This is a genomic window from Trinickia soli (genome assembly GCF_002879855.1).
In the GTDB taxonomy this organism is placed as follows: Bacteria; Pseudomonadota; Gammaproteobacteria; order Burkholderiales; family Burkholderiaceae; genus Trinickia; species Trinickia soli.
This window is the reverse complement of sequence record NZ_PNYB01000017.1, coordinates 1-24219: the sequence shown is the minus strand read 5'-3', so window position 1 is coordinate 24219 and position 24219 is coordinate 1. Positions and strand designations below refer to the sequence as shown.

The 24219-nt window shown below is 62.7% G+C and carries 24 protein-coding genes; 12 read left to right on the top strand and 12 right to left on the bottom strand.

Going from position 1 to position 24219, the window contains the following annotated elements; genetic code table 11:
* Nucleotides 1–22: 22 nt before the first annotated feature.
* Together C0Z19_RS18940 and C0Z19_RS18935 are read left to right on the top strand one after the other, a co-directional pair.
* Nucleotides 23–1417: an MFS transporter gene (locus C0Z19_RS18940; RefSeq protein ID WP_102611377.1), complete on the top strand. Its 1395-nt coding sequence runs from the start codon at nucleotides 23–25 to the stop codon at nucleotides 1415–1417.
* Between the two features lie 163 nt (nucleotides 1418–1580).
* The gene (locus C0Z19_RS18935; RefSeq protein WP_102611376.1) at nucleotides 1581–2696 is read left to right on the top strand and encodes a sugar-transfer associated ATP-grasp domain-containing protein; all 1116 of its coding nucleotides are present in this window, start codon (nucleotides 1581–1583) and stop codon (nucleotides 2694–2696) included.
* A gap of 63 nt (nucleotides 2697–2759) precedes the next feature.
* Here C0Z19_RS18935 and C0Z19_RS18930 read toward each other — a convergent pair whose 3' ends face one another.
* The 4 genes from C0Z19_RS18930 to shiA form a co-directional block, all read right to left on the bottom strand.
* Nucleotides 2760–3233, bottom strand: a complete 474-nt coding sequence (locus C0Z19_RS18930; RefSeq protein ID WP_146012103.1) for a hypothetical protein — start codon at nucleotides 3231–3233, stop codon at nucleotides 2760–2762.
* A gap of 21 nt (nucleotides 3234–3254) precedes the next feature.
* The gene (locus C0Z19_RS18925) at nucleotides 3255–3578 is read right to left on the bottom strand and encodes a DUF4148 domain-containing protein (RefSeq protein WP_102611374.1); all 324 of its coding nucleotides are present in this window, start codon (nucleotides 3576–3578) and stop codon (nucleotides 3255–3257) included.
* 169 nt (nucleotides 3579–3747) lie between these two features.
* Nucleotides 3748–4518 carry an IclR family transcriptional regulator domain-containing protein gene (locus C0Z19_RS18920; protein WP_102611373.1) on the bottom strand — a complete coding sequence of 257 codons (771 nt, stop codon included), beginning with the start codon at nucleotides 4516–4518 and terminating at the stop codon, nucleotides 3748–3750.
* Nucleotides 4515–5828, bottom strand: coding sequence for a shikimate transporter (shiA, locus tag C0Z19_RS18915; protein WP_102611372.1), 1314 nt, complete (start codon nucleotides 5826–5828; stop codon nucleotides 4515–4517). The genes C0Z19_RS18920 and shiA overlap by 4 nt, the downstream gene beginning before the upstream one ends.
* A 256-nt stretch (nucleotides 5829–6084) precedes the next feature.
* On the opposite strand from shiA, the gene C0Z19_RS18910 reads away from it, so the two are divergent.
* Complete coding sequence (locus tag C0Z19_RS18910; RefSeq protein ID WP_102611371.1) at nucleotides 6085–7218, top strand: 4-hydroxyphenylpyruvate dioxygenase family protein; 1134 nt, start codon at nucleotides 6085–6087, stop codon at nucleotides 7216–7218.
* Nucleotides 7219–7247: 29 nt separating this feature from the next.
* On the opposite strand, the gene C0Z19_RS18905 is transcribed toward C0Z19_RS18910, so the two are convergent.
* The 4 genes from C0Z19_RS18905 to aroQ form a co-directional block, all read right to left on the bottom strand.
* Nucleotides 7248–7922 (bottom strand): TetR/AcrR family transcriptional regulator, encoded by a 675-nt coding sequence (locus C0Z19_RS18905; RefSeq protein ID WP_102611370.1) that lies wholly within the window; start codon nucleotides 7920–7922, stop codon nucleotides 7248–7250.
* Nucleotides 7923–8035: 113 nt separating this feature from the next.
* The gene (locus tag C0Z19_RS18900) at nucleotides 8036–9385 is read right to left on the bottom strand and encodes an MFS transporter (RefSeq protein WP_102611369.1); all 1350 of its coding nucleotides are present in this window, start codon (nucleotides 9383–9385) and stop codon (nucleotides 8036–8038) included.
* Nucleotides 9386–9448: 63 nt separating this feature from the next.
* Nucleotides 9449–10321 carry a shikimate dehydrogenase gene (locus C0Z19_RS18895; RefSeq protein ID WP_102611368.1) on the bottom strand — a complete coding sequence of 291 codons (873 nt, stop codon included), beginning with the start codon at nucleotides 10319–10321 and terminating at the stop codon, nucleotides 9449–9451.
* Nucleotides 10318–10773 (bottom strand): type II 3-dehydroquinate dehydratase, encoded by a 456-nt coding sequence (aroQ, locus tag C0Z19_RS18890; protein ID WP_102611367.1) that lies wholly within the window; start codon nucleotides 10771–10773, stop codon nucleotides 10318–10320. The genes C0Z19_RS18895 and aroQ overlap by 4 nt, the downstream gene beginning before the upstream one ends.
* A gap of 183 nt (nucleotides 10774–10956) precedes the next feature.
* Between aroQ and C0Z19_RS18885 the strand changes: the two genes are divergently transcribed.
* Together C0Z19_RS18885 and C0Z19_RS18880 are read left to right on the top strand one after the other, a co-directional pair.
* Nucleotides 10957–12912: a bifunctional sugar phosphate isomerase/epimerase/4-hydroxyphenylpyruvate dioxygenase family protein gene (locus C0Z19_RS18885; RefSeq protein WP_102611366.1), complete on the top strand. Its 1956-nt coding sequence runs from the start codon at nucleotides 10957–10959 to the stop codon at nucleotides 12910–12912.
* 89 nt (nucleotides 12913–13001) lie between these two features.
* Nucleotides 13002–14180, top strand: coding sequence for a porin (locus tag C0Z19_RS18880; RefSeq protein ID WP_102611365.1), 1179 nt, complete (start codon nucleotides 13002–13004; stop codon nucleotides 14178–14180).
* A gap of 89 nt (nucleotides 14181–14269) precedes the next feature.
* On the opposite strand, the gene pcaC is transcribed toward C0Z19_RS18880, so the two are convergent.
* From pcaC to C0Z19_RS18865, 3 genes are all read right to left on the bottom strand, one after another.
* Nucleotides 14270–14656 carry a 4-carboxymuconolactone decarboxylase gene (gene pcaC, locus C0Z19_RS18875; RefSeq protein ID WP_102611364.1) on the bottom strand — a complete coding sequence of 129 codons (387 nt, stop codon included), beginning with the start codon at nucleotides 14654–14656 and terminating at the stop codon, nucleotides 14270–14272.
* Between the two features lie 36 nt (nucleotides 14657–14692).
* The gene (locus tag C0Z19_RS18870) at nucleotides 14693–16051 is read right to left on the bottom strand and encodes a 3-carboxy-cis,cis-muconate cycloisomerase (RefSeq protein WP_102611363.1); all 1359 of its coding nucleotides are present in this window, start codon (nucleotides 16049–16051) and stop codon (nucleotides 14693–14695) included.
* Nucleotides 16052–16262: 211 nt separating this feature from the next.
* Nucleotides 16263–17243: a LysR substrate-binding domain-containing protein gene (locus C0Z19_RS18865; RefSeq protein ID WP_102611362.1), complete on the bottom strand. Its 981-nt coding sequence runs from the start codon at nucleotides 17241–17243 to the stop codon at nucleotides 16263–16265.
* 135 nt (nucleotides 17244–17378) lie between these two features.
* Here C0Z19_RS18865 and pcaH point away from each other — a divergent pair, with 135 nt between their 5' ends.
* From pcaH to pcaD, 5 genes are all read left to right on the top strand, one after another.
* Entirely contained in the window at nucleotides 17379–18137 is a 759-nt protein-coding gene (gene pcaH / locus C0Z19_RS18860; protein WP_102611361.1) for a protocatechuate 3,4-dioxygenase subunit beta, read from the top strand.
* Nucleotides 18134–18808 (top strand): protocatechuate 3,4-dioxygenase subunit alpha, encoded by a 675-nt coding sequence (pcaG, locus tag C0Z19_RS18855; RefSeq protein ID WP_102611360.1) that lies wholly within the window; start codon nucleotides 18134–18136, stop codon nucleotides 18806–18808. The genes pcaH and pcaG overlap by 4 nt, the downstream gene beginning before the upstream one ends.
* Before the next feature lie 160 nt (nucleotides 18809–18968).
* Nucleotides 18969–19652, top strand: coding sequence for a 3-oxoacid CoA-transferase subunit A (locus C0Z19_RS18850; RefSeq protein WP_102611359.1), 684 nt, complete (start codon nucleotides 18969–18971; stop codon nucleotides 19650–19652).
* Between the two features lie 11 nt (nucleotides 19653–19663).
* On the top strand, nucleotides 19664–20302 hold the full coding sequence (locus tag C0Z19_RS18845; RefSeq protein WP_102611358.1) for a 3-oxoacid CoA-transferase subunit B: 639 nt from the start codon (nucleotides 19664–19666) through the stop codon (nucleotides 20300–20302).
* Nucleotides 20303–20430: 128 nt separating this feature from the next.
* Nucleotides 20431–21216 (top strand): 3-oxoadipate enol-lactonase, encoded by a 786-nt coding sequence (gene pcaD / locus C0Z19_RS18840; protein ID WP_102611357.1) that lies wholly within the window; start codon nucleotides 20431–20433, stop codon nucleotides 21214–21216.
* Here the strand turns inward: pcaD and C0Z19_RS18835 are convergent.
* Nucleotides 21196–22050, bottom strand: a complete 855-nt coding sequence (locus C0Z19_RS18835) for an IclR family transcriptional regulator domain-containing protein (protein WP_102611356.1) — start codon at nucleotides 22048–22050, stop codon at nucleotides 21196–21198. The genes pcaD and C0Z19_RS18835 overlap by 21 nt on opposite strands.
* Before the next feature lie 131 nt (nucleotides 22051–22181).
* Here C0Z19_RS18835 and pcaF point away from each other — a divergent pair, with 131 nt between their 5' ends.
* Together pcaF and C0Z19_RS18825 are read left to right on the top strand one after the other, a co-directional pair.
* Entirely contained in the window at nucleotides 22182–23384 is a 1203-nt protein-coding gene (pcaF, locus tag C0Z19_RS18830) for a 3-oxoadipyl-CoA thiolase (RefSeq protein WP_102611454.1), read from the top strand.
* Nucleotides 23385–23503: 119 nt separating this feature from the next.
* Complete coding sequence (locus C0Z19_RS18825; RefSeq protein WP_102611355.1) at nucleotides 23504–24136, top strand: LemA family protein; 633 nt, start codon at nucleotides 23504–23506, stop codon at nucleotides 24134–24136.
* Nucleotides 24137–24219 lie beyond the last annotated feature (83 nt).

The following is a 24219-nucleotide window of genomic DNA, read 5'->3' as shown; positions in this document are numbered from 1 at the left end:
CTCGCGACGGATTCTATTCACCATGCACGCAACTCTCACTCGATCGCCGCGTCTGGCACTGCTGGCGACCAGTCTCGGCTTCGCAATCATTTGCCTCGATGTCACTGTCGTGAACGTTGCGCTCGAGCGCATCCGGTTCGCGTTGGCCGTCGACCCGGCGCACCTCGGCTGGGTGCTCAACGCCTACGCGCTCGCGTTCGCCAGCCTCCTGTTGAGCGCGGGGGCGCTCGGTGACCGGTTCGGCGCGCGACGCGTCTTCACGTGCGGTTTTGCCGTATTCACGCTGGCCTCGGTAGCGTGCGGTATCGCACCTGATGCGGCCGCGCTCATTGCGGCCCGAACAGCGCAAGGGATCGGCGCGGCCTTGTGCGTGCCGTCATCGCTGGCCTTGCTGCGCCTCATTTTTCCCGATGCCGCATCGCGCGCCAAAGCCGTCAGCATCTGGGCCGGGACAGCCGCACTTGCGCTCGGAGCAGGGCCTATCGTCGGTGGCTTGTTGATCAGCAGTTTCGGTTGGAGAAGCATCTTTTTGATCAACGTTCCAGTCGGCATCATCGGCATTTGGCTGACGATTCGACATGTTCCCGACAGTACCCCCGACGCAGCTCGCCGTATCGACTTCGTCGGACAATTGCTTGCGGTCGTGTCGCTGGTGGCGCTAACGGTCGCCGTGATGGCAACGGGCGATCGCGGCTGGACGAATGCGACGACAGTGGCCGGTATGGCCTGCTTCATCGTTACCGGCCAGTTGTTCGTATTCGTCGAAAAACGCCAGCAACAGCCGATGTTGCCGCTCTCGCTGTTCCGGATACCGGCTGTCAACGTCAGTTCGCTGACGGGGCTGGCGCTGAACTTCGGCTACTACGGCTTGATGTTCGCCATCAGCCTCTTCTTCCAAAGCGTGTGGAAATTTTCGGCGCTCCAGGCCGGCCTTGCGTTTGTGCCGATGACCGCCGTCGTCACCGTCGCCAATCTCGTCTCCGGCGCACTGACGGCCAGATTCGGCTACCGGATGCCGATGATCGCGGGCCAGGTGTTGGCTGCGGTCGGCCTCCTGTCTTTAGCGCTGATTGAGCGCACAACCAGCTATCTGTTGGTCGCCTGTCCGTTGATTGCGATCGGCGTCGGGGTCGCGCTGGCCGTCCCGTCGATCAACACGGCGCTGCTTGACCACGTCGAAAAAAGCCTGACGGGCGTGGCCTCGGGGGTGCTCAATACGGCGCGACAAATCGGCGGTGTGTTGGGCGTTGGCGTGTTCGGTGCGCTCGTCGTCGGCCCGGAAGGCGAGATGATCGCGGGCTTGCACATCGCGGTGGCTCTGGCCGCGACTGTGATGCTGGCGAGTGCGGCGATAGCTGCTGTTGGTTTAAAGCCGCAGCGAATTATTTTAAAAAATTGCGCGATGAACCGGATGTAAGCTCTATTCGTTTCAACGGTCAGCGAACGAGGACTGGCGCAAGCCAATAAGCTGCGAAAAAATGGCGCTGAACACGTGGTTTATAAATGGGGCGCGCTCTGCCGTTCATCGGTGGTGCGCGCCCGCAGCGGTTTTTTCGTGGCCAGGAGAGGAAGGAGGGGTCATGAAAATCGATGCTGTAACGTTCGCAAAGAGTCTGGCGCGCCAAGCTGCGGCTGTGCGTTTTCATCGGTATCACCGTGTACAAGCTACTGCTATTCACCGCACGCTTGAGCAGTGTCTTGGTAAAACGAACCCAACGGATATTGCACGCGCCGATGCATACGCGCGCGAGGTGCTGGGGCACGCACGCTACGCACCGTGGTTGTATGTGTATTCGGCCATCGCCGGATGCTTCAAGGAAGGATGGATTCCAGACAATTTTTACGGCGGCGTGGTCGTTCCCAAGCTAAAAGGTGGGTATGGGAAGGTTTCGAGCTTGAAAGCGCTGCAACGGCCAATATTCAGTTGCGCGGCGTTTCCGGACATTGCGTATTTTGCAAACGGGCTTTTCATCGCACCGGATAACACGCCGATTGCGCCGGACGCGGTCCATCTTCTCCTGTTTGCCGGCCGCGACACGGTCGTTTTCAAAATCGATAACTCGATGCAAGGGAAGGGGATTTTTTTCCTCGACCGAACAACATTCGATGTAGAAAAAATTAAAGCGCTCGGCAATGGAGTTTTTCAGGAAAAGATCGTCCAGCACGAAACGTTGAGACGTTTCGCTCCGCGTTCGGTCGCCACGCTACGCATCACGACGGCGGTCAGCGACGACGGCGTGCCGTCCATTCGCGCTTGCTATTTGCGCCTGGGGCGCGATGTCGATACGCACGTGCAATCGGCCAGCAACGTCAGGGTTGCCGTGGATTGCACGACGGGCGAGCTAAGCGAAGTGGGGTATCTGCCGAATTGGATGCGCGTGCGCGAGCATCCGGACAGCAAGGTTCGATTCGCGGGCGTCACGGTGCCCTCGTTCGATCAATGCGTCGCCACGGTGCTTGCGCTTCATCGGAAGGTGGCGTTTGATCGTTGCGTGGGTTGGGATGTCGGCGTCGGTCATGACGGCCGGGTCCAACTCATGGAATGGAACGCCGAACACAACGACATCAAGTTCAGCGAAGCCACACAAGGGCCATGTTTCGCCGACCTGCGATGGGAGCGGCTGGTGTTACGGGAAACCCCGCGATCGAGCGCGGTGGGTTCGCGGGTGCCGGCGAGCACCGGGGCCGCCCTATAAATGGCGGGAGAGCCGGCGCACTTTGCGAGTGACCTCGCGAGGCGCCGGCGTTCAACTAGGGGCTTATCTGGCAGATCCCACTATGAAATCGGCATGCATGCCGCTGCGGTAATGCCCCGGCTCGTTGCAAAACACGACATACCGGCCTTTGCTCAAGGTGAATTGCGCCGTCACGCTTTCGTGCGGGCGCAGATCTTCCACGCCCTCCAGCCCCTTCACCGCGTCTTCCTGAACCTGCTGCGTTTTCTCATCGTAGGGCAGAGCGCCATCCGGCTTCTGCCATCGTGCGAACAGGAATTCATGCTTGATCGTGCCCGATTGGTTTTCGATCGTGAATTCCACCGGGCCCGGCGGAATCTGCTTTGGGCTGATCACCAATGACATGTGCCCATTGCCACCGTCCACCAGTTTGACGACCACCTTTGCGGGTTCGCTTGCCGCCGCGCCGAGCGGTGCGGCAAGCAAAATGGCGGCGCACGCGAGTAGCGACGTAGACCAAGTTAAACGCTTTGACATTCTTCCCTCCGTTGCCGGCATCGTGCGCTTGGCGAAGTTGAGTCAGTGACCACCATACATTGAACGCCAGTGTCCAACGCCGGGTCGATGGCCAGTCTCCGTTGTTCCAGCCGTTGTACCACCGATACCGGTGCCCGGTTGTGCCGCAGCCATCCCTGCGGAGATTCGTGCCTCCGCCGCTTGAATATCGGCAGGGTAGGAAGCGTCGTCATTTCGCGCCGGGCTGTAGCCTGCCTGTTCGAGCTCGATCAACTGAGCCCTTACGTCAGCGCGGGTGAGTGGTGCGTGGGAGGATTGCGCGAACGAAAGCGCCGGGACGATGACGAGCGCTGTGGCGATAGCGATGGTCCTGGTAGTGACAGGCATGATTCGTACCTCTCTGGCGGCTGCGTCCAGGGGCGATGTTGCTCCCGGCCGCTGGTTACAGAGTGGCACGGCAACCTTAAGGTTCGGTTAACAGCGGGCAGCCGTAAGCGAATAAGTGAACCGCGACCATTGCGATCGATCGTCGTCGGCGCATCGTCACCTCGATCCGTCAAAGGACGTTCAGCATCGCGATTGCGGTTTCCTGCAAATGCGGCAATACGCGCTTCAATGCTGCATCCGCGCTTTCCTCGCCGATCGGCATGTTCGTACTGAGCGCAGCGATGACTTCGCCGTGCCGGTTTCTGAGCGGCACGGCGATTCCTCGTACGCCGAGCTGCAGTTGTTGCTCGATCAGTGCATAGCCGTCGGCACGCGCCTGCTCGATCTTTTCGCGCAAGCGCGCTTTCGTCGTCATCGTGTGCGGTGTATAGGGCGGCAGCACGACACTTTCGAGCCATGCCGCGACGGCGGCTTGATCTTCGTGATGCGCGAGCAGCACGACGCCGGGCGATATGAGCGGAGCCGGCACGCGTGCGCCCAACACGAACCCTGTGGTCATCACGCGGGAGACGCCGTTTCGCGCAATGACCACAAGCTCCCAATCGTCGAGCACGCTGACATAGGCCGATTCGTTGGTCGATGCACTGAGCTGTTGCAGGTACGGCTGCACGGTTCGCGGCAGTCGGGCCGAATCGAAATACGACCACCCGACGCGCAGCACGCGCGGGGTCAAGCCGAACAAGCGGCCATCCGTATAGACATAGCCGAGCGATTCGAGCGTCAGCAGATAGCGGCGCGCGGCAGTGCGCGAGAGGCCGGTCAGCGCCGCCGCCTGCGTCGGCGTCATGCGCGCATGTTCGCTATCGAAGGCCTCGAGAATCGCCAGGCCCTTTTCGAGGCCCGCGATCCAATCGCGCTTGTCGAGAGCGGCCTTCTTCATTCCGGTTTCATGCGCGCGCCGACGATCAGAGAAAACAGGCACCCGGCGGCGAGATAGCCGGCCACGAGATGCCAGGAGCCGCCCGCGAGGGTCGTGAGCGCCACCGCGATGAACGGCGTAAACCCACCACCGACGACGCTTGCAAATTGATAGCCGACCCCGGCGCCGCTATAGCGATACTCGGCCCCGAAAAGTTCGGTGAAAAGCGGCTGCTGCACGCTGACCACCATGTCGTGCGCGACATTGGCGAGCAGAACCGAAAAAATCACGATCCAAACGGTCGCCCGCGCTTCGAGGGCCACGAAGAACGGGACGGCGCTCGCGAGGCCGATCGCTGCGCCGATGAGATAGATGCGCTTGAGCCCGAAGCGGTCCGCGAGCCATGCGAAGCAGGGAATGGTCACGCAACTGAGCGCGCCGACGAGCAACCCGATGTTGAGGAACAGGTCGCGCGACATGCCGAGGTTGGCCGTCGAATAGCTCAACGCAAACGCGGTGACGATATACATCGAGAACAACTCGGCGAGCCGCAATGCGACGATGTACGCAAACGCCTTCGGGTGCCGTGTCAACGCTTCGATCACGGGAAGCTTGACCTTGCGATGCCGATGCTCGACCGTTTCGACGAACTCGCTCGATTCGTCCATGCTGGACCGCACCCACAGGCCGATCGCGACGAGGACGATGCTGAAGACGAACGGCAGACGCCAGCCCCACGCGCGGAATGACGCGTCGCCGAGACCATGGCTCAGCAACGAGACGAAGCCGGTCGCGAGTACGAGGCCGACGCCGTATCCCACCTGCACGCCGCTGCTGTAAAAGGCCTTGTTGCCTTTGGGCGCGGATTCGACCGCCATCAACGCCGCACCGCCCCACTCGCCGCCCACGGCGAAGCCCTGGACCGCCCGCATCGTCACGAGCAGCACGGGAGCCCACCAGCCGATCGTCGCGAACGTCGGCAGCAGGCCGATCGCGACGGTCGACAGGCCCATCAGCATCACGGTCAGGACGAGCATGCGCTTGCGCCCGAGACGGTCGCCATAGTGCCCGAACACGATCCCGCCCAACGGGCGAAACAGGAACCCGACTCCGAATGTCGCAAATGCAGCGAGCGTACCCATCGTCGGGCTGACCTTGGGGAAGAACGCCGTATTGAAGACCAGCGCGGCGACGATCCCATAAAGCAGAAAGTCATACCAATCGACGACAGCGCCGACGGCGCTGCCGATGGCTGCGCGTTGCGCCTGGCTCTTCGGTTTGTGAAGACTCGCACGGTGGACGTGGTCCGGGGTGTCGAAGTTGGGGGTCATCCAGTGTCTCCTGCCTCTATCTTCGCGGCATGCGCGATTTGTCATGGGGTGGTTCGTGGAGGATAGGGCGGCTCTCGGACCGTGCGCAATCCGCTTTTCGCGCTCGACGCGCGATTATCGCGCAAGGGCGTGCGGCAATCGCACCGTTTCCGGGTTTGCCCCGAGTCGGTCGGTTCGCCCATGCATGTGCCCGATGCTGTCCCTAATGTGAACGATTTAGTTAAAATTGAGGCAACGCCGCCCGGAGGTTCCCCGCATGTGCCCTGTAGCCTTATCGTCCGACGATCTCTCCGCGCGGGCTGCCGACCCGCTCAACCCGCTCGGGCTGGCCGGCCTCGAATTCGTCGAATTTGCCGCGCGCGAGCCGCAGGATTTGGGCTGCCGTCTGGAGCAGTTCGGATTCAAGGCGATTGCGCAGCACATCAGTAAGGCGGTGAAGCTGTATCGCCAGGGCGGCATGAATTTTCTGGTCAATGCCGAACCCGATTCGTTCGCCGCGCGTTATGCGCAAGAGTACGGCATGGGCATCTGCGCGCTCGGCATGCGTGTCGGCAGCGCCTCGCGCGCTTTCAAGCGCGCGATCGATCTCGGTGCGTGGCCATTCGAAGGTGAGCGCCGGGGCGCATCGGAGCTGAAGATCCCGGCTATTCAAGGGATCGGCGATTCACACATTTACTTTGTGGATCGTTGGCGGGGACGGGGCGGGCTGCGCGGCGGCGTGGGCGACATTTCGATCTTCGACATCGACTTCAGGCCGATCGACATTGCGACGGCGCACGACGATCTCAGCCATGCCGGCACCGGCCTGCGGCGTGTGGATCACATGGCGCAAACGGTCGGAGCCGGCCGCATGCAGGAATGGCTCGACTTCTATGAGAACCTGCTGCACTTCAGCGAAATTCACACAATCGATCCCGATGGACACGTCTCGCGCGATTCGCGCGTGATGGTGTCCCCTTGTGGGGAGGTGCGGATTCCGCTCTACGAGGAAGGTACGGCAAGGACGGAGCAGATGCATGCGTATCTGCCCGATCACCCGGGCGAAGGCGTACAACATATCGCTCTGGCGACCGACGACATATTCGAGTCGGTGGATGCTTTGGTTGCCAATGGCGTGGAATTTATCGAACCGCCGGGGACCTACTACGATTCGATCGACGCGCGCTTGCCCGGACATGGTGTCGATCTCGACGCGCTGCGCACGCGTCGCATCCTGATCGACGGGGAAATCGGCCCCGATGGCGCGCCGCGCCTTTTCTTTCAAACGTTCGCGAAGCGCCGGCCCGGTGAAATCTTCTTCGAAATCGTGCAACGCAACGGCTATCACGGGTTCGGCGAAGGCAATCTCGACGCGCTGGCGAGCGCGCGATCGGCTGCGCGGGCGCCGTAACGCACGCATTTGCGCCGCCGGGCGAAGGCTCAGCGTTGCTTCTTCACGAATCGCAAGACCGCATCGACGATCATCTCGCGATGCTTCGCGCGCAACCGCGGGTGCGAGGGATCGCGCCCGAACGCAGCGCCGAACGTCGAGCGGTTGCTCACGCGATGAAAGCAAAACGAGCTGATCATGAGGTGCAGATCGATAGGGTCGATATCGTCCCGGAACTGCCCCAACGCCACGCCGCGCGCAAGGAGATCTTCGATCGTCGCGATCGCGCTCGCATTGCGGCTGCGAAACGTCTTCATTTGCTCGAGATACTTCGCGCCGTGAATGTTTTCGATCGTGACGAGGCGGACGAAATCGCGGTGCCGATCGTGATAGTCGAAGGTGAATTCGACGAGCCGGCGCATGCCTTCGACCGGTTCGAGTTCGCTGACGTGCAGGTCTTGCTCGAGCGCGCGGATGTCGCCGTAGACCTTGTCGAGCACCGCTTCGTACAGCCCTTCCTTGCTGCCGAAGTAGTAATACAGCATGCGCTTGGTCGTATGGGTGCGCTCGGCGATCGCGTCGACGCGTGCGCCGGCGAGCCCCATGGCAGAGAACTCTGCCGTGGCCACTTCGAGGATGTTGCGCTTGGTCTCTTCCGGATCGTACTTGCGTCGAGCGTCGACTTTGGCGCTGGTGCTGTTGGGCGAGGCCGCCGGTCTTCCCATGTCGTCTTGCGCCTTCAGAGTAAATGGGCGCGATTTTAGCACGGCGGTTTTTCCTCGAAACGGCCCGGCGGCCCACGGCGGCCGGGCATGTCCGGCCGCAATCCGAGCGTACTTCAGAGTGCGATTCGCTTGATATCGCCGACGATGAAGATGTACGACGCTGCGCCGATCAGCGCGATGATGCCGATGAATGCAAGCGCGCCGACGAAAGAGCCCGTTGTGCTGACGATCAGGCCGATGACGAGCGGCGTGATGATGCCGGCCAGATTCGCGGCGACGTTGAAGATGCCGCCGGTCAAGCCGAGCATGCCGTCGGGGGCGATATCCGACACGAGCGTCCAGCCGAGCGCGGCCATGCCTTGCGCGAAGAATGCGAGCGACAGGATGGCAATGACGGCCGTGTTGCTCTGCACGTAGTTCGCGAGGATGATCGTCGACGCCAGCAACAGCCCTGCAATGATCGGCAGCTTACGTGCAACGTTCGGAGATTTGCCTTTGCGCAGCAGCCAGTCCGAGAAGGTGCCACCGAACATGACGCCGACCGACGCCGCGATGAAAGGCATCACGGCGAAGAAGCCGATTTTCAGCCAGCCCATGTGGCGTTCCGTCGCGAGATAAGTGGGAAACCACGTCAAAAAGAACACGAGCGTCGAATTGCCGGCGAACTGGCCGAGGCAGATACCCGTGAGCTGTCGATGTTTGAGAAGCCGGCCGATGTCGCGCCACGCCACCTTCGGGCGCTTGTTGCCCTGCGCGCTCGGGGTGTGTCGGGTCAGCCCGCCGCCCGCTTCGATATAGTCGAGTTCGGCTTCGTTCGCGGCCGGATGCTCATGAGGCTCGCGATAAAAGCGCCACCAGATCAAGCCGAAAACAATACCGACGCCGCCGACGACATAAAACAGCGTGCGCCAACCGTACGCGCCCATCAACGCGAACAGCAGGGGGCTGAAGAATGCGAGGCCGACATATTCGCCCACGGTATAGGTGCCCGTGGCAAACGCACGCTCCGTTTGCGGAAACCAGGTGGCCACGACCCGGCTATTGGTCGGAAAGCAGGGCGATTCGGTCACGCCGAGGCCGAGCCGGCACGCAAACAGCGCGCTGACGCCGCCCACGAAACCCTGAGCAAGCGTGCAGAGCGACCATAGCGTCATCGACAGAAAATAGGTCAACTTGCTGCCGAAGCGGTCGAGAAACATCCCGCCCGGGATCTGCGATACGACATAGCTCCACGAAAACGCGGAAAAAATCACGCCCATCAACGCTGCGTTGATGCCGAGTTCCTTCGTCAATTGGGGCGCGGCGATGCCGAGCACGGTTCGATCGAGGTAATTGATCATCGTCCCCGCGGCCAACAGGCCGAGGATTCGGTATCGGGCCCGTGAGGGTCGAGCCGCGGACGAGTGCGTCGCCGCTTGCAGCGGCGCACCGCTGAGCGAGCGCGGTGTAATCGGAGGGGCCATGTCGTTTGTCTCCTGTCGACCTGAGTCGGTGTAGTGGATTTATTGCGCGGTTGCGCTACTGCGCTACTGCGAGAGCAGCGCCTGCAAGTGCGCGTACATGCGGCCGGCGTTCGGTTCCACGCCGGCGAAGATGCGAAACGCGTCCACCGCCTGGTAGACCGCCATCCCGCCGCCGCTCAACGTGCGGCAGCCCGCTTTTTCCGCCGCCTCGATCAGCGCGGTGCGGATCGGAAAGTAGACGACGTCGGCTACCCAGAGCCCCCGATGCAGCAGTTCGGCGGGTAAGGGCATGCCTGGCAGTTTCGCCATGCCGGTCGGCGTCGCGTGAATGAGCCCTGTAGCGTCCTGCATCGCAACGGGGAGCGAGTCGCCGCAGACGACTGTCGCCGCCGGGAATCGTTGTTGCAATTGATCTGCCAGCGAGGCCGCGCGCGCTTGGTCGACATCGAACAAAGCAACGTGTCCGGCCCCGAGGCCCAGTGCCGCGTGAGCCACCGCGGCCCCTGCGCCGCCGGCACCAAGCTGAACCACGCGTGCAAGCGACGCATCGGGCAGGCCGGTTTGGAACGAACGCATGAAGCCGGACCAGTCCGTGTTGAAGCCGAGGCGCTTGCCGTCCTTGAACAGCACCGTATTGACTGCCCCCAATGCGCGCGCGTCCTCGGACAGTGCATCGAGCAGCGGAATCACGGCCTGTTTGCACGGGTAAGTGATGTTCAGCCCATCGAAGCCCATCCGCTCGGCGGCATCGATCAGCTCGGGCAGTGCGTCGGCATCGAGCCCGAGTGTCTCCAGATCGATGCGGCGATAGACATAGTTCAGTCCCTGTTGCCACCCTTCTTCCTCATGCATGGCCGGGCTCAGCGATCCGCCGATGCCCTTGCCGATCAGGCCGACGAGGATCGAGTGCTTACCGCGTTTGATCTCGGCGCTCATGAACGGTCCCCCGCCTTGAGCAGCGTCGCCATGCGTTCGAGCGCCAGGACGTAGCCCTGGGTGCCGCAGCCCACGATGACCGCCTCGGCGATGGGGGAGACGAACGAATGGTGCCGGAATGCTTCGCGCTTATGCACGTTCGAGATATGGACTTCGATGACAGGCTTGGCGATCGCCGTCAATGCATCGGCCAGCGCAACGGACGTGTGCGTGTAAGCGGCCGGATTGATGACGATGCCGTCGACGTTCGTGCGCGCATCGTGCAGCCAGTCGATCAAACGATCTTCGGCATTCGACTGCTTGAAGTCGATCGCCAGTCCAAGGCGTTCGCCGGCTTGCGCGCAACGCTGCGCGACATCGGCGAGGGTTTCGCTGCCGTAGATGGCCGGCTCGCGCGTGCCCAGCAGATTGAGATTCGGCCCGTTCAGGACCAGAACCGAAGCAAATGTCATAACAACGACTCCGTGTAAGCGAATGCTGAACGAACGGCCTTGCGTCGTCCGATTGCTGGCAAGTGTGCCGCCAGTCCATGCCGAAGTCATTCTGGGGTTTTCTCTAATTTGTACCAACTAGTTAGTTCATCTATAGTGCGTCACCTATAGTTGGGGCGTGTTTTGGAGCGGATCGAGCAGACCATGCAGAGCGACACTTTGTGCCATCCCGATGTACCGTCAGCCAGATCGATCGCGACCGTATCGATCGCGACCGTATCGATCAGCGGCACGCTTGCCGAGAAGCTGCGGGCGATTCACGCCGCGGGATTTCGATGTGTCGAGATCTTCGAAAACGACCTGCTTTATTACGACGGCACGCCGGGCGACGTGCGCCGCATCGCCGACGATCTCGATCTGAAGATCGTGCTGTATCAGCCGTTCCGAGATTTCGAAGGGGTTGGCGCAGAGCGGCTGGCGCGCAATGTCGAGCGCATCAAACGCAAGTTCGACGTGATGCATGCGCTTGGCACGGACCGTTTGCTTGTCTGCAGCAGCGTGTTGCCCGATACGGTGTGCGACGACGGGCTGATCGTCGAACAACTCGGCGTGTTGGCCGAGCAGGCGCAAGCAGCCGGCGTGACGGCCTGCTACGAAGCGCTGGCCTGGGGTCGGCACGTCAATTCGTACCGCCATGCGTGGCGACTCGTGCGCGCCGTCGATCATCCGAATCTGACGCTTGCGCTCGATAGCTTTCACACGCTGTCGATCGACGATCCGCTGGATGAGATCGAGACGATCCCGGGGGAGCGTATCGGCTTCGTGCAAATTGCCGACGCGCCGAGGATGAACATGGACGTGCTCGAATGGAGCCGCCACTACCGCTGTTTTCCGGGGCAGGGGGATTTCGCGTTGGCCGAATTCACCTCCCGCATCTTGCGGGCGGGATACCGCGGGCCGCTTTCGTTGGAGGTGTTCAATGACGGCTTTCGCGGGGCACCGCCCGCCGCGACGGCTGCCGACGGCTACCGGTCGCTGCTGTTGCTCGAAGAGCAAACGCGCGCGTTGACGGCAGGCGTGGCTGGCAACGAAGAATTACCGCTGTTCGCGCCCCCTGCGGCGCCGGCGCGCCTGACGACACAATTCCTGGAGTTCGCCGTCGATGCGGCTTCGCGCACCCGGCTCGTCGGCTGGCTCGAAAAGCTGGGCTTTCGCCGCGCGGGACAGCATCGGTCCAAAGACGTCACCCTGTATCAACATGGCGCGGCCGCCATCGTCTTGAACGCGGAACCCGATTCGTTCGCCAGTTCGTTCTTTCAGCAACACGGCCTTTCACTCTGCGCGGCGGCATTTCGTCTCGACGATGCCGATCTCGCGCTGGAACGGGCTGCCCGTTTCGGCTACGTGCCATTCACAGGACGCGTGGGCCCCGACGAGCGCGTCGTGCCGGCAGTGCGTTCTCCGGATGGAAGTCTTAACTACCTGGTGAACGAAAGATCGGGCCAGCCGACGCTCTTCGAAGCGGACTTTGTGCTGACGGACGTGGATGGCCCAAGCGAAGTGGGTCCGTTGATCGACATCGATCACGTCTGCCTCGCGTTGCCGATGGGTTCTCTCGATAGCTGGACGTTGTTCTTGAAAGCCGTGTTCGGACTTCAGGCGTCGTCAAGCGTCGTCGTGCCCGATCCATACGGTCTTGTGCGTTCGCGTGCATTTTGCAATCGCGATCGGTCATTGCGCCTCGTGCTCAACGCTTCGGTCGATCGTCATACGGCCGTGGCGGAAGCGGTGCAGGCTTACCACGGCACCGGGCTCAATCACGTTGCGTTCGGCGCGAACGATATCTTTCGTGCGGTGGCGCAGTTCGAGCAGGCGGGACTCCCGCTCCTGCGCATTCCGCGCAACTACTACGAGGATCTCGCGGCCCGCTATGCGCTGCCGGAATCGCTTCTCTCGAGGCTGCGGGCGCACCACCTGCTCTATGACCGCGACGAAAACGGCGGCGAGTTTCTGCATGCCTATACGGAAACGCTCGATAAGCGCTTCTTTCTCGAGATTGTCGAGCGCCGCGGCGGATACGACGGCTACGGTGCGCCCAACGCGGCGGTCAGGCTCGCTGCGCAAACGCGGCGGCGCCGGGAGGACGCCGCCATGTCGTGAGGGTCCGGGACTTTCGTTTCACTTGCATGCACCACAGACCGCGGGAAAGACCCGCGGCGATGACCTTTGGAGATGGAGATAGACGTTCGATGAAAACGACCAGGACTCAACTCAGCCGCTTCGCGGCCGCTGCTGCGGCGCTCGCTTGCGCGCCCGTGTTCGCGCAAAGCAGCGTCACGCTGTATGGCGCAGTGGACGACGCGGTGACTTACGTCAACAACCAGAAAGGCAGCTCGAACGTCTACTTGCGACAGGGCAACCTCTACGCTTCCAAGTTCGGCTTGCAAGGCAAGGAAGATCTGGGGGGCGGCACGACGGCGATCTTCGATCTGCAAAACGGCTTCGATCTCAATACGGGGGCGTTCGCGTCATCCGGTTTGATGTTCAATCGAGAAGCATACTTAGGACTCCAAAACGTTCGATTCGGTACGCTGACGGCCGGGCGTCAATACACGCCGTATTACACGTTCGTCGGCCCGCTGACGGGCAGCGCGTGGCTGACCGGCGCAACGGGCGCCCACCCCGGCGACATCGACGGGCTGGATACGACCGTGCGGATCAACAACGCGCTGGTTTATACGTCCCCGAACTGGGGCGGCTTGCAGGCGAGCGCGATGTACGCCTTCGGCGGCATTGCCGGCAGTACCGGCAAAGGACAAACCTATAGCGGCGCACTGCGTTACGTGAGCGGTCCCGTTTCGCTGGCGCTCGGATATCTGCGCATGGACAACGCCCAGCAGACCGGCGGCTTCGATCCCGCCTCGACCGGGAGCTTCGGCGTCTCGGCGCTCAATACGGGTTATGTCTCGGCGAGGGCGATTCAACATCTCGCGGCTGCCGGCAACTATACGCTCGGCAATCTCGTGCTCGGGCTCTCTTACTCGAACGTCGAATACAAGTCCGGCGCGCAATCGCTGTTCGGGTCGACCGCCGTGTTCAATACGTATGCGGCGCTGGCAAGCTATCGTTTCACGCCCGCGTTCGACATCGGCGCCGGCATCGCACTCACGTCGGCGTCGAAGGCGAACGGGATTTCCGACGCCGCACGCTATCAACAGTATTCGCTGAAGGAGGCCTATCACCTCTCGAAGCGGACGACTCTCTATGCGTTGCAGGCATACCAGCACGCGAGTGGCCAGACGCTCGGCAGCAAGGGCGCAGGCAATATCGTCGATGCCGCGCCTGCTGTGGGCGATTCGCAAAACGGCACGCCGTCTTCTACTCGTTCGCAGTTCGTCGGCATGCTGGGCATGGCAATGCTGTTCTGAAACAAAGCCGCGCGATCGGCAGCGACGCGCGCCGCAGGGATGTCCTTCGGTGCGCGTCGCCCTTGCGCCCGAGCGCGGGCGGTGGCGTATCAGGTCTGCCCGTCTTGCTCGCTAAAGATCCGTTCGGCGAGATGAAAGGCGGAATTGGCGGCGGGCACGCCGCAGTAGATCGCGCTTTGCAGCAGCACTTCCTTGATTTCGTCGCGCGTGACGCCATTGTTGGCGGCTGCGCGCAAATGCAACGCCAGTTCCTCTTGACGGTTGAGCGCCACCATCATCGCGATGGTCAACAGGCTGCGCGTATGGCGAGGCAACCCCTCGCGCGTCCAGATCTCACCCCAGGCGTAGCGCGTGATCAGCGCTTGAAACTCTTCCGTCAAAGGGGTGCGGTTGGCGAGCGACCGGTCGACGTGTGCGTCTCCGAGGACGGCGCGGCGCGTCTGCAAACCGGTTTCGTAGCGTTCTTCGTCTTTCATGATGGGGTGCGGGAATCGAATGGCATGGGAGGGTAATCAGCGGTGGGCTCGATAGCGTTCGAGCACGGCGTCGACGAACTGTCGCGCCTGCCCGCTGTAGTTGGCGGGATCGAATAGCGCATTCAGTTGTCGCTCGTCGAGCACGCCGGTGACGTCGGGGTTGTCGCACAGCACGTCGCGCAACGTCCGACCGCTTTGAACAGCTTTGTGCGACGCGTGTTCGACCAGCTCGTGCGCCCGCATACGTCCAAGCGAAGTGCCCAGCGCGAGCATCACGGCCTCGGCAAGGACGAGGCCGCGCGTCATCTGCAGATTGGCTGTCAGCCGTGTCGTGTCGACTTCGAGTCCGCTTACCATGTCGGTGACGTTTGCAAGCGCGCCGGAACAGAGTCTTGCAATGTCAGGCAACGTTTCCCATTCGGCTTGCCAACCGCCGAGCGCGCGCTCGTGTTCTTGCACCATGGCGCCCAGCATCGTGGCGACGAGCCCTGGCACGCGCGCCGCGGCGGTCAGTGCGGCGGCGCAACCGACAGGATTGCGCTTGTGCGGCATCGTCGACGAGCCGCCTTTGCCCGCGGCCGACGGCTCCGCCAGCTCGCCGACCTCGGTTTGCATTTGCAGCGACACGTCACGCGCGATTTTGCCGAGCGTGCCAGTCAGCAGACCGAACACGGTGGCCGCCTCGGCGATGCGGTCGCGTTGCGTATGCCATGGCACGCTCGGCAAAGGCAGGGCGAGCTCTTTCGCGAGCGCTTGTGCGACGGGCTGTGCCGCGTCTCCGAGGCTCGCCAGCGTGCCGGCCGCGCCGCCGAACTGCAGCGCGATGGCGCGCATGCGCAGTTGGGCCAGGCGCTCCTTATGGCGTTCAAACGCATCGAGCCATTGTGCGAACTTCAGGCCCAAGGTGATCGGAAGCGCTTGTTGCAACCAGGTTCGTCCGATCATCGGCGTATCGCGATGCTTTGCGGCCTGCGTGGCGAGCGCGTCGCACAAAGCGGCCACACCCAGGTCGATGCGATCGAGTGCATCGCGCAGCTGAAGCACCATGCCGCTATCGATGATGTCTTGGCTCGTCGCACCCCAATGCACGTATTTGGCCGCCTCCGGCGCCTGACTCGCGACGCACGCGGTCAACTGCCTGACGAGCGGTATGGCGAGATTGCCCGCGCGCGCCGCTGCGGCCGTCAGTTTGTCCGCATCGATTCGATCGACATGGCAGGCCGCTTCGATCGGCGCGGCTGCGGAGGCAGGGATCACGCCCGCTTTCGCGAGTGCGCGCGCGAGCGCGGCTTCGACATCGAGCATGCGTTGCACTGTCGCGCTCGGCGCGAATACGTCGAGCATCGCATCGGTCGAGGTGAGCCTGTCGTTGAGTCGTCCTTGGTACGCGAACATGGCGCTGAATTGAGCTCGGAAGAGGAAGGAAATGACGCGGGCGGTCGAGGCACTCGAACGCCGTCATACGTAGGGGCCCGACACGCTTAATCGACGATGTGTTCGATTATCGAACAAGTGCGTGAGTATCGAACGAATGCCTGAATCCTAAGCTCGGCTTGCGCCGATGGTCAAGTGCCGGGCAGGTACTCCACCAAGCATCCCCTTGCGCTCAACGCTTGCGAGTGCGCTTGGCGGAGACGGGGCGTAGCGGCCGGCGCGCACGCGAAGCGTCTTGCCGGTTATCGGCGAGCGTCAACTCGCGCAGAATCGCGGCCAGCGCTTCGACGAGCTCGATCGGCTCGCCAGCACTGGGACGCAGCAGGCCGACGGGCTCTTCGGCGTTCGCAACAGTCAGCGGCAGCCTTGCCAGTTCGCCGCGTTCCAGATCGTCGCGCGCGGCGAACTCTGGCGTGATCCATACCGCGTCTGAGCGGCGCGCGAGCAGGCGTGCGACGGAAACCGATAGCGTTTCCGTGCAATTGCCAGGCACGCATAGCGCGTGTGCGTCGAAGAAGGCGTCCGTATTGAGCCTCGGCACCGTGCCGCTCGGCGCGACGACGAGCGGATAAGCGAGTACGGCTTGGGGCGATGGGCGGCGTTCGCTCAAGAGCGGATGGCGCGGACGCACGGCCATTACGAGCGGTTCGGCATACAGCAGTTCGAACGAGATGCCTTGCATCGTCGAAGGCTCCGCCATGCGGCCGATCGCGCAATCGAGCCGTCCGGCTTTGAGCGCCGACAGCAACATGTCATTGGTCGCCGTCTGAAGCCGCACGCCCGCATGCGGCTGGCGTTCGCGAAGACGCAGCAGCGCGTTGGGGAGGATGCCGCTTGCGACTGTCGGCAGCGCGCCGAGTTGGAGGACTTTCACGGGCGGCGCGACGGGGTGCTCCAATGCCCCGGCGGCCGATTTCATCGCCTGCTCGACATCGACGGCGTAGCGAAGAAAGTGCTCGCCGGCAGGAGTCAGGCGTGCGCCATGTCGACCGCGTTCGACGAGCCGGACGTTCGCAAGCGATTCGAGCTCGGCAAGCGTCTTCGAAACGGCGGGCTGCGTGAGGTTCAGGCGCTCGGCGGCGCGGCCGACATGACGCTCGCGCGCGATGGCCAGAAAACAACTGACGTGCCGAAAGTTGATTCGGTTTTCCATTCCCGCACGTTATGGAACCGCGGAGCAGAAGTCAATTTACGCGCGTCTGCATGAGCCCTAGAGTGGGCGTCGGGAATCCCGCCCCGTCCCGCTCCAGTGATGGCGGGGCATGTTTATGCGGAGGAGAGCGTTCATATGTCAGACCTGCCGACGGCTGCCGCCAGCCGGATTCATGGCGATTTCGCCCAGCGTGACACGGCCGCGCATCCGGCTGCCTACACGCCGGAATACAAGACGAGCGTGCTGCGCTCGCCGCGCAACGCGTTGATTTCGACGTTGAACACCGTATCGGAACGCACGGGTCCGGTGTTTCGCGCCGACGAGCTCGGGCCGCTCGACAACGATTTGATTCTGAACTTCGCCAAAGACGGATTGCCGATCGGCGAGCGGATCGTCGTACACGGCTTCGTGCGCGATGAGTTCGGCCGTCCCGTGCCGAACGCTCTGGTGGAGGTGTGGCAGGCCAATGCCGGTGGCCGTTACCGCCATCGCAACGACAAATACATCGCGCCGATCGATCCGAACTTCGGCGGCTGCGGCCGCATGCTCACAGACGAAAACGGCTACTACGCCTACCGCACGATCAAGCCCGGCCCTTATCCCTGGCGCAATCGCATCAACGATTGGCGGCCCTCGCACATCCACTATTCGCTGAACGGAGACGGGTGGGCGCAGCGCCTCATCACGCAGATGTATTTCGAGGGCGATCCGCTCATCGCGCAATGCCCGATCGTCAAGACGATACCGGGCGAAGAGCAGGTGCGAGGGTTGATCGCGCTGCAAGACACCGGCAACGACATCGCGCTCGACAGTCGCTGTTACCGCTTCGACATCACATTGCGCGGTCGGCGCATGACCTGGTTCGAGGCCGCCAGGCAAGGAGACAAGGCATGAATCGCACCACCTTTTCGCCCCGTTCGCCGACTGCTTCGTTGGCTCCCGTGCGCTTGCCGGAGACCGCTTCGCAAACGGCGGGCCCGTACGTTCATATCGGCCTTGCGCCGAAGCAGGCGGGCTTCGACATCTTCGAAAACGACTTCGGCCCTGTGCTCGTTTCCCCCGAAACACGCGGGCAGCGCATTGCAATCGAAGGCCGCGTATTCGATGGGTCCGGCTCGCTCGTGCGCGATGTCCTCGTCGAACTCTGGCAAGCCAATGCGCACGGTAAATATGCGCATCCCGCCGATCTGCAGAACCTGCCGCTCGATCCGTCGTTCCGAGGGTGGGGGCGGGCCTGCGCCAACTTTGATACGGGGGTGTTCCGGTTCGAGACGATCAAGCCGGGCCGCGCTGCCGGTGCGGGCGGCGTGCCACAGGCGCCGCACGTATGCCTCGTACTGTTCGCGCGCGGCATCAATCTTGGACTGCACACAAGGCTCTATTTCAACGATGAAGTCGAAGCGAATGGGCGCGACCCTGTCCTGAGCGGCATCGAATGGGCAGTGCGACGCCAGACGTTGATCGCGCAACGCAGCGAGCGCGACGGCGTACCGGTGTACTCACTCGATATCCGTTTGCAGGACACGCCCGACGGCGGTCGCGAGACGGTGTTCTTCGACATCTGAGTGCCGACCCCCGGCATGCCGATCAGGTTCGCGAGGGGCAGGGGAGGAATGTGCGATCACCGCACAGTATTGCGATAATCGCCGTTGACCTGGGGCATGAGTGCCTCTAAATTGATCGGCAATTGGAAGGAAGGAGGCGCTGTCGCCAGCGCGAATACCGATGATCGATAAGACCATTTCGTCACTTGAAGCCGCCGTCGCCGATATCACGGACGGCGCAACCGTCATGATCGGCGGCTTCGGTTCGGCCGGGCAGCCTGCCGAACTCATCGACGCGCTGATTGCACAAGGCGCGCGCGAGCTCACCATCGTCAACAACAATGCCGGCAACGGCGAGCTCGGCCTTGCTGCGTTGTTGAAGGCGCGACGTGTGCGCAAGATCATTTGCTCGTTCCCGCGTCAGGCCGATTCACAGGTATTCGATGCGTTGTTCCGTGCTGGCGAGATCGAGCTCGAACTCGTGCCGCAGGGCAATCTCGCGCTGCGCATCCAGGCGGCCGGAGCGGGACTCGGCGCCGTCTTTACGCCGACCGGCTACGGCACGCGCTTGGCGCAAGGCAAGGAAACGCGCGTGATCGACGGCAAGCCCTATGTGCTCGAATACCCCATCAAAGCCGAATTCGCGCTGATCAAGGCGCATCGGGGGGACCGCTGGGGCAACCTCGTGTATCGGAAGGCGGCACGCAATTTTGGGCCGATCATGGCGATGGCCGCGACGACGACGATCGCGCAGGTGGCGGAAATCGTACCGCTCGGCGCACTCGATCCCGAGGTCATCGTCACGCCGGGAATTTTTACGCAGCGCGTGGTCGCGGTGCCTGAAACGCTTGCGCGCGCCGCGTGAGGAGGTTTTCGATGAACAAATGGACGCGCGATCAAATCGCTCAACGTGTCGCACGCGACATTCCTGAAGGCGCATACGTCAATCTCGGGATCGGCTTGCCGACGAAGGTGGCCAACTACCTGCCGCCCGAGCGCGAGATCTTTCTTCATAGCGAGAACGGTTTGCTCGGCATGGGGCCCGCACCCGCAGCGGGCGAGGAAGACCCCGAACTGATCAATGCGGGCAAGGAACCCGTGACGCTGCTCCAGGGCGGCGCATTCTTCCATCATGGCGATTCGTTCGCGATGATGCGGGGCGGGCATCTCGACATCTGCGTGCTGGGCGCGTTCCAGGTATCGCAAACAGGAGATCTCGCGAATTGGCACACAGGTGCGCCCGATGCGATTCCTGCCGTCGGCGGCGCAATGGATCTCGCGATCGGCGCCAAACAGGTGTTCGTCATGATGGATCACTTGACGAAGTCCGGCGAGTGCAAGCTCGTGCCGCAGTGTACCTATCCGCTGACCGGCATCGAGTGCGTGGATCGAATCTACACGGACCTGGCCGTGATAGACGTGACTGCCGGCGGTCTCGTCGTGATCGATATCGTCGAAGGGCTTGCGTTCGAGGCCCTGCAGGACGTGACGCCTGTGCCGCTTTTGCGAGCCTGATCGATTGCTTCGCTGCGAAGGCGCAGCCCTCTTGAATGAACGACGTGAAGCGCCCGGGCATCGACCTGGCTTTGGGCACGAGCCTGAGCCGCAAAGAGATGTGAGCGTTGAGCATTATTGGAGTCAGCATGCAGCACGTGAACGGTATCGCTTATACGACCGCAGGCCCGCAGGATGCACCGGCGATCGTATTTTCGAATTCGCTCGGGACGACGCTCGAGATGTGGTCTCCACAACTCGATGCACTCGCCGAGCGCTATCGCATCGTGCGCTATGACACGCGCGGCCATGGAGACTCGATTTCTTCACCGGGTCCCTGCACGCTCGACATGCTCGGTCAAGATGTGCTGACCGTGCTCGATGCATTGGCTATCGAACGCGCGCATTTTTGCGGAATTTCGATGGGCGGCCTGACGGGCCAATGGCTCGGCGTGCATGCGTGCGAACGAATCGATACATTGATCGTGGCCAATACCGCTGCGCGCATCGGGTCATACGAGGGATGGAGCCAGCGCGCCGCGCTCGTGAGGGCGCGCGGCATGAATGAAGTGGCGGACGGCGCGGCGGGGCGATGGTTTACCACCGAAGTCATCGAGCGGCGGCCGAACGTCGTTGCGCGGCTGACCGATCAATTGCGCGCCACGCCGCAGCACGGATACGCCGCGTGTTGCGACGCATTGTCCACGGCCGATCTGCGCGGGGAGATCGAAAGGATCGCCGCGCCTACGCTGGTGATTGCCGGGCGATACGATCCGGTCACGACAATCGACGATGCCCGGTTCATCGTCGACCGCGTGCCGGGCGCGCGCATGGTCGCGTTGGATGCCTCGCACCTTTCGAACGTCGAAGCGGCGCAGGCGTTCAACGCGGCGCTCCTGGCGTTCCTGACGCAGTCAGAGCGAGAGCAGCGCTAATTCCTGCGCCCCTTCGCGCAACGCCGGCAGGACCCGGCTTTCCATTTCGGCGATCGCGATGCGCGCGGCTTGCACGCCGACGTTGAGCGCAGCGATCGCATGTCCGTCGGCACCGAGCACCGGCACTGCGATCGAGCGCAGTCCGACCTCCAATTCCTGGTCGACGAGCGCATAGCCGTTGTTACGGACCGATTCGAGCGTGCTGCGCAGTCCTTCTTTCGAAACGATCGTACGCGGCGTGTATTGGATGAGCTTCGTGCGATCGAGGTACGCGTCGAGCGCCTCGGCGCCCAATTGTGCGAGCAGCACGCGCCCCATCGACGTGCAATACGCGGGCAGGCGGCTGCCGATATGAAGATCGACCGACATGATGCGTGAGGTCGACGCGCGCGCGATATAGAGGATCTCGTCGCCGTCGAGAATGGCGACCGAACTCGACTCGTTGAGCGTGGCGCTGATATGGCGCAGCACAGGTTGAGCCGCGTGAGCAAGCGGCGTGGTAGCGAGGTACGCGTGACCGAGCTTGAGCACGCGCGGGCGCAGCGAGAACAACCGGTTGTCTTCTTCCGCCACGAAACCCAGCTTCTCGAGCGTATACAGGCAGCGCCTGACTGCCGCGCGCGGAATGCCCGTGCGTTGACTGATCTGCGACGTCGTCAACACGCGACGTTCTTGCGAAAACGCTTGCAGCACGGCCAAGCCACGTTCGAGCGAGGTCATGAAGTTGGGGTCGCTCACCGAAGCCGCGTCCGCGGCAGGGCCTTCATCGCGCTCGGCTGGCGCGACGGTGTCGACGTGCGTTTCGGATTCCTGGGGGCGGCCGGCGCGTTTCATGATGCTTCCCTTCGATTGTGCGAAGGTTCGATAATCGCACACTATTGTGATAATCGCACTTGACGATAAAACCGCCCATCGCCAAGATGAGTTGCAATGCGCGCGAGCCGCGCCTTTGCCAAGGATCTTCGATGGAAAACGCCTTCATTTGCGATGCAATCAGGACGCCTGTCGGTCGCTACGGCGGCGTGCTGTCGACGGTGCGCGCTGACGATCTGGCCGCGCTGCCTATCAAAGCGCTCATGGCGCGCAACGCGTCGGTCGATTGGGCCGCCATCGACGACGTCATTTACGGGTGCGCCAATCAGGCGGGCGAAGACAATCGCAACGTCGCGCGCATGGCCGGCCTGCTCGCAGGCTTGAGCGTGACCGTGCCGGGCAGCACCGTTAACCGCCTGTGCGGGTCGGGACTCGATGCGCTTGGCATTGCGGCGCGCGCGATCAAGAGCGGCGAGACTGAGCTGATGATTGCAGGCGGCGTGGAAAGCATGAGTCGTGCGCCGTTCGTCATGGCCAAAGCCGAGAGCGCCTTCAGCCGCGCAGCAAAGATCGAAGACACGACGATCGGCTGGCGGTTCGTGAATCCGGCGATGCGCGCGATGTACGGCGTCGATTCGATGCCCGAGACGGCCGAGAACGTCGCCGCCGAGTTCGGTATCAGCCGCGAAGATCAGGACGCTTTCGCGCTACGCAGTCAGCAACGCACGGCGGCGGCGCAGGAAAGTGGGCGCTTCGACGAAGAGATCGTCGCGGTCACGGTGGCTCAAAAGAAGGGCGATCCGCTCATCGTCACGAAAGACGAGCATCCGCGCGCCACGACGCTCGAAGCGCTGGCGAGGCTCAAAGGTGTCGTGCGTCCCGACGGCACCGTGACAGCGGGCAACGCGTCGGGCGTCAACGACGGCGCTTGTGCGTTGTTGCTGGCCAGCGAAAGAACAGCGTCGCGCTTCGGGCTGCAGCCCCGTGCGCGCATCGTAGCCACAGCCACCGCCGGCGTTGCACCGCGGATCATGGGCGTCGGCCCGATCGACGCCGTGCGCAAGGTCTTGAGCGTCGCGCGGTTGAAACTCGATCAGATGGACGTGATCGAGCTGAACGAAGCGTTCGCTGCGCAGGCGCTGGCCGTGACGCGTGCGCTCGACATCGGTGCCGCCGACGAGCGCGTGAACCCGAACGGGGGCGCGATTGCGCTCGGCCACCCGCTTGGCGCGTCGGGTGCGCGTTTGGCCACCACCGCCATGTACCAATTGCTCCGCACGGGCGGTCGCTATGCGCTATGCACGATGTGCATCGGCGTTGGGCAGGGCATTGCCATGATTATCGAGCGCGTATAAAACAACCAGATCGTTGAGTTGAATCAAGGGATCTTGGCCGCGCCCATGCACGATTGACAGGACGATGCGCGGTAAGCCGCGCACCGAACCGGGGGCAATCGAAGGATGGGAGAGTGCGGATGCGCAAGCCATGGTTTTCCCTGACGATGTGTTTGTCGCTGTTCCTCGTGGGCTGCGGTTATAACCGATTGCAGTCGCAGGACGAGCAGGTCAAGGCCAGTTGGTCCGAGGTCGTCAATCAGTATCAGCGGCGCGCCGATTTAGTGCCGAACCTCGTCAACACGGTGAAGGGCTACGCGCAGCAGGAGCGCGAGGTGCTCACGCAGGTCACCGCGGCGCGCGCGCGCGTCGGCTCGATCACGGTCACGCCCGACGTGCTCGACAACCCGGAAGCCTTTGCGAAGTTTCAGGCGGCGCAAGGGCAGTTGACATCGTCTCTGTCACGGCTGCTGGTCGTGTCGGAGAACTATCCGCAACTGAAGTCCGACGCCAACTTCCGCGATTTACAGGCGCAACTCGAAGGCACCGAAAACCGGATCACGGTGGCGCGCAATCGCTACATTCAAGCCGTTCAGGCCTACAACACGACCGTGCGCTCGTTTCCATCGAACCTGACGGCGAGATGGTTCGGGCTCAACGAACGACCGAACTTTTCGGTGGCCAACGAAACCGAGATCGCCAAGCCGCCGCGCGTCGATTTCGGCGCACCCGCGGTTGCGCCGCCGGCCGCTGCGACGGGGGCAAGCAATTGAGCGCGCTGCGCACATGGCTTGCCGCCCTGATCGCCGCGGCCGCGCTGCTCGGCCCGTCGGTCGCGTTCACCGAGGTCGCCGCG

What these genes read in the sequence shown, in the direction of transcription:
- C0Z19_RS18835 (WP_102611356.1), bottom strand. Translation starts at nt 22,050, where the DNA reads ATGAAACGCGCCGGCCGCCCCCAGGAATCCGAAACGCACGTCGACACC.
- C0Z19_RS18895 (WP_102611368.1), bottom strand. Translation starts at nt 10,321, where the DNA reads ATGAGCGCCGAGATCAAACGCGGTAAGCACTCGATCCTCGTCGGCCTG.
- pcaD (WP_102611357.1), top strand. Translation starts at nt 20,431, where the DNA reads ATGCAGCACGTGAACGGTATCGCTTATACGACCGCAGGCCCGCAGGAT.
- pcaH (WP_102611361.1), top strand. Translation starts at nt 17,379, where the DNA reads ATGTCAGACCTGCCGACGGCTGCCGCCAGCCGGATTCATGGCGATTTC.
- pcaG (WP_102611360.1), top strand. Translation starts at nt 18,134, where the DNA reads ATGAATCGCACCACCTTTTCGCCCCGTTCGCCGACTGCTTCGTTGGCT.
- C0Z19_RS18850 (WP_102611359.1), top strand. Translation starts at nt 18,969, where the DNA reads ATGATCGATAAGACCATTTCGTCACTTGAAGCCGCCGTCGCCGATATC.
- C0Z19_RS18880 (WP_102611365.1), top strand. Translation starts at nt 13,002, where the DNA reads ATGAAAACGACCAGGACTCAACTCAGCCGCTTCGCGGCCGCTGCTGCG.
- C0Z19_RS18900 (WP_102611369.1), bottom strand. Translation starts at nt 9,385, where the DNA reads ATGGCCCCTCCGATTACACCGCGCTCGCTCAGCGGTGCGCCGCTGCAA.
- C0Z19_RS18825 (WP_102611355.1), top strand. Translation starts at nt 23,504, where the DNA reads ATGCGCAAGCCATGGTTTTCCCTGACGATGTGTTTGTCGCTGTTCCTC.
- pcaC (WP_102611364.1), bottom strand. Translation starts at nt 14,656, where the DNA reads ATGAAAGACGAAGAACGCTACGAAACCGGTTTGCAGACGCGCCGCGCC.
- C0Z19_RS18925 (WP_102611374.1), bottom strand. Translation starts at nt 3,578, where the DNA reads ATGCCTGTCACTACCAGGACCATCGCTATCGCCACAGCGCTCGTCATC.
- shiA (WP_102611372.1), bottom strand. Translation starts at nt 5,828, where the DNA reads ATGACCCCCAACTTCGACACCCCGGACCACGTCCACCGTGCGAGTCTT.
- C0Z19_RS18935 (WP_102611376.1), top strand. Translation starts at nt 1,581, where the DNA reads ATGAAAATCGATGCTGTAACGTTCGCAAAGAGTCTGGCGCGCCAAGCT.
- C0Z19_RS18905 (WP_102611370.1), bottom strand. Translation starts at nt 7,922, where the DNA reads ATGGGAAGACCGGCGGCCTCGCCCAACAGCACCAGCGCCAAAGTCGAC.
- C0Z19_RS18940 (WP_102611377.1), top strand. Translation starts at nt 23, where the DNA reads ATGCACGCAACTCTCACTCGATCGCCGCGTCTGGCACTGCTGGCGACC.
- C0Z19_RS18910 (WP_102611371.1), top strand. Translation starts at nt 6,085, where the DNA reads ATGTGCCCTGTAGCCTTATCGTCCGACGATCTCTCCGCGCGGGCTGCC.
- C0Z19_RS18930 (WP_146012103.1), bottom strand. Translation starts at nt 3,233, where the DNA reads ATGCCGGCAACGGAGGGAAGAATGTCAAAGCGTTTAACTTGGTCTACG.
- C0Z19_RS18870 (WP_102611363.1), bottom strand. Translation starts at nt 16,051, where the DNA reads ATGTTCGCGTACCAAGGACGACTCAACGACAGGCTCACCTCGACCGAT.
- C0Z19_RS18885 (WP_102611366.1), top strand. Translation starts at nt 10,957, where the DNA reads ATGCAGAGCGACACTTTGTGCCATCCCGATGTACCGTCAGCCAGATCG.
- C0Z19_RS18920 (WP_102611373.1), bottom strand. Translation starts at nt 4,518, where the DNA reads ATGAAGAAGGCCGCTCTCGACAAGCGCGATTGGATCGCGGGCCTCGAA.
- aroQ (WP_102611367.1), bottom strand. Translation starts at nt 10,773, where the DNA reads ATGACATTTGCTTCGGTTCTGGTCCTGAACGGGCCGAATCTCAATCTG.
- C0Z19_RS18845 (WP_102611358.1), top strand. Translation starts at nt 19,664, where the DNA reads ATGAACAAATGGACGCGCGATCAAATCGCTCAACGTGTCGCACGCGAC.
- pcaF (WP_102611454.1), top strand. Translation starts at nt 22,182, where the DNA reads ATGGAAAACGCCTTCATTTGCGATGCAATCAGGACGCCTGTCGGTCGC.
- C0Z19_RS18865 (WP_102611362.1), bottom strand. Translation starts at nt 17,243, where the DNA reads ATGGAAAACCGAATCAACTTTCGGCACGTCAGTTGTTTTCTGGCCATC.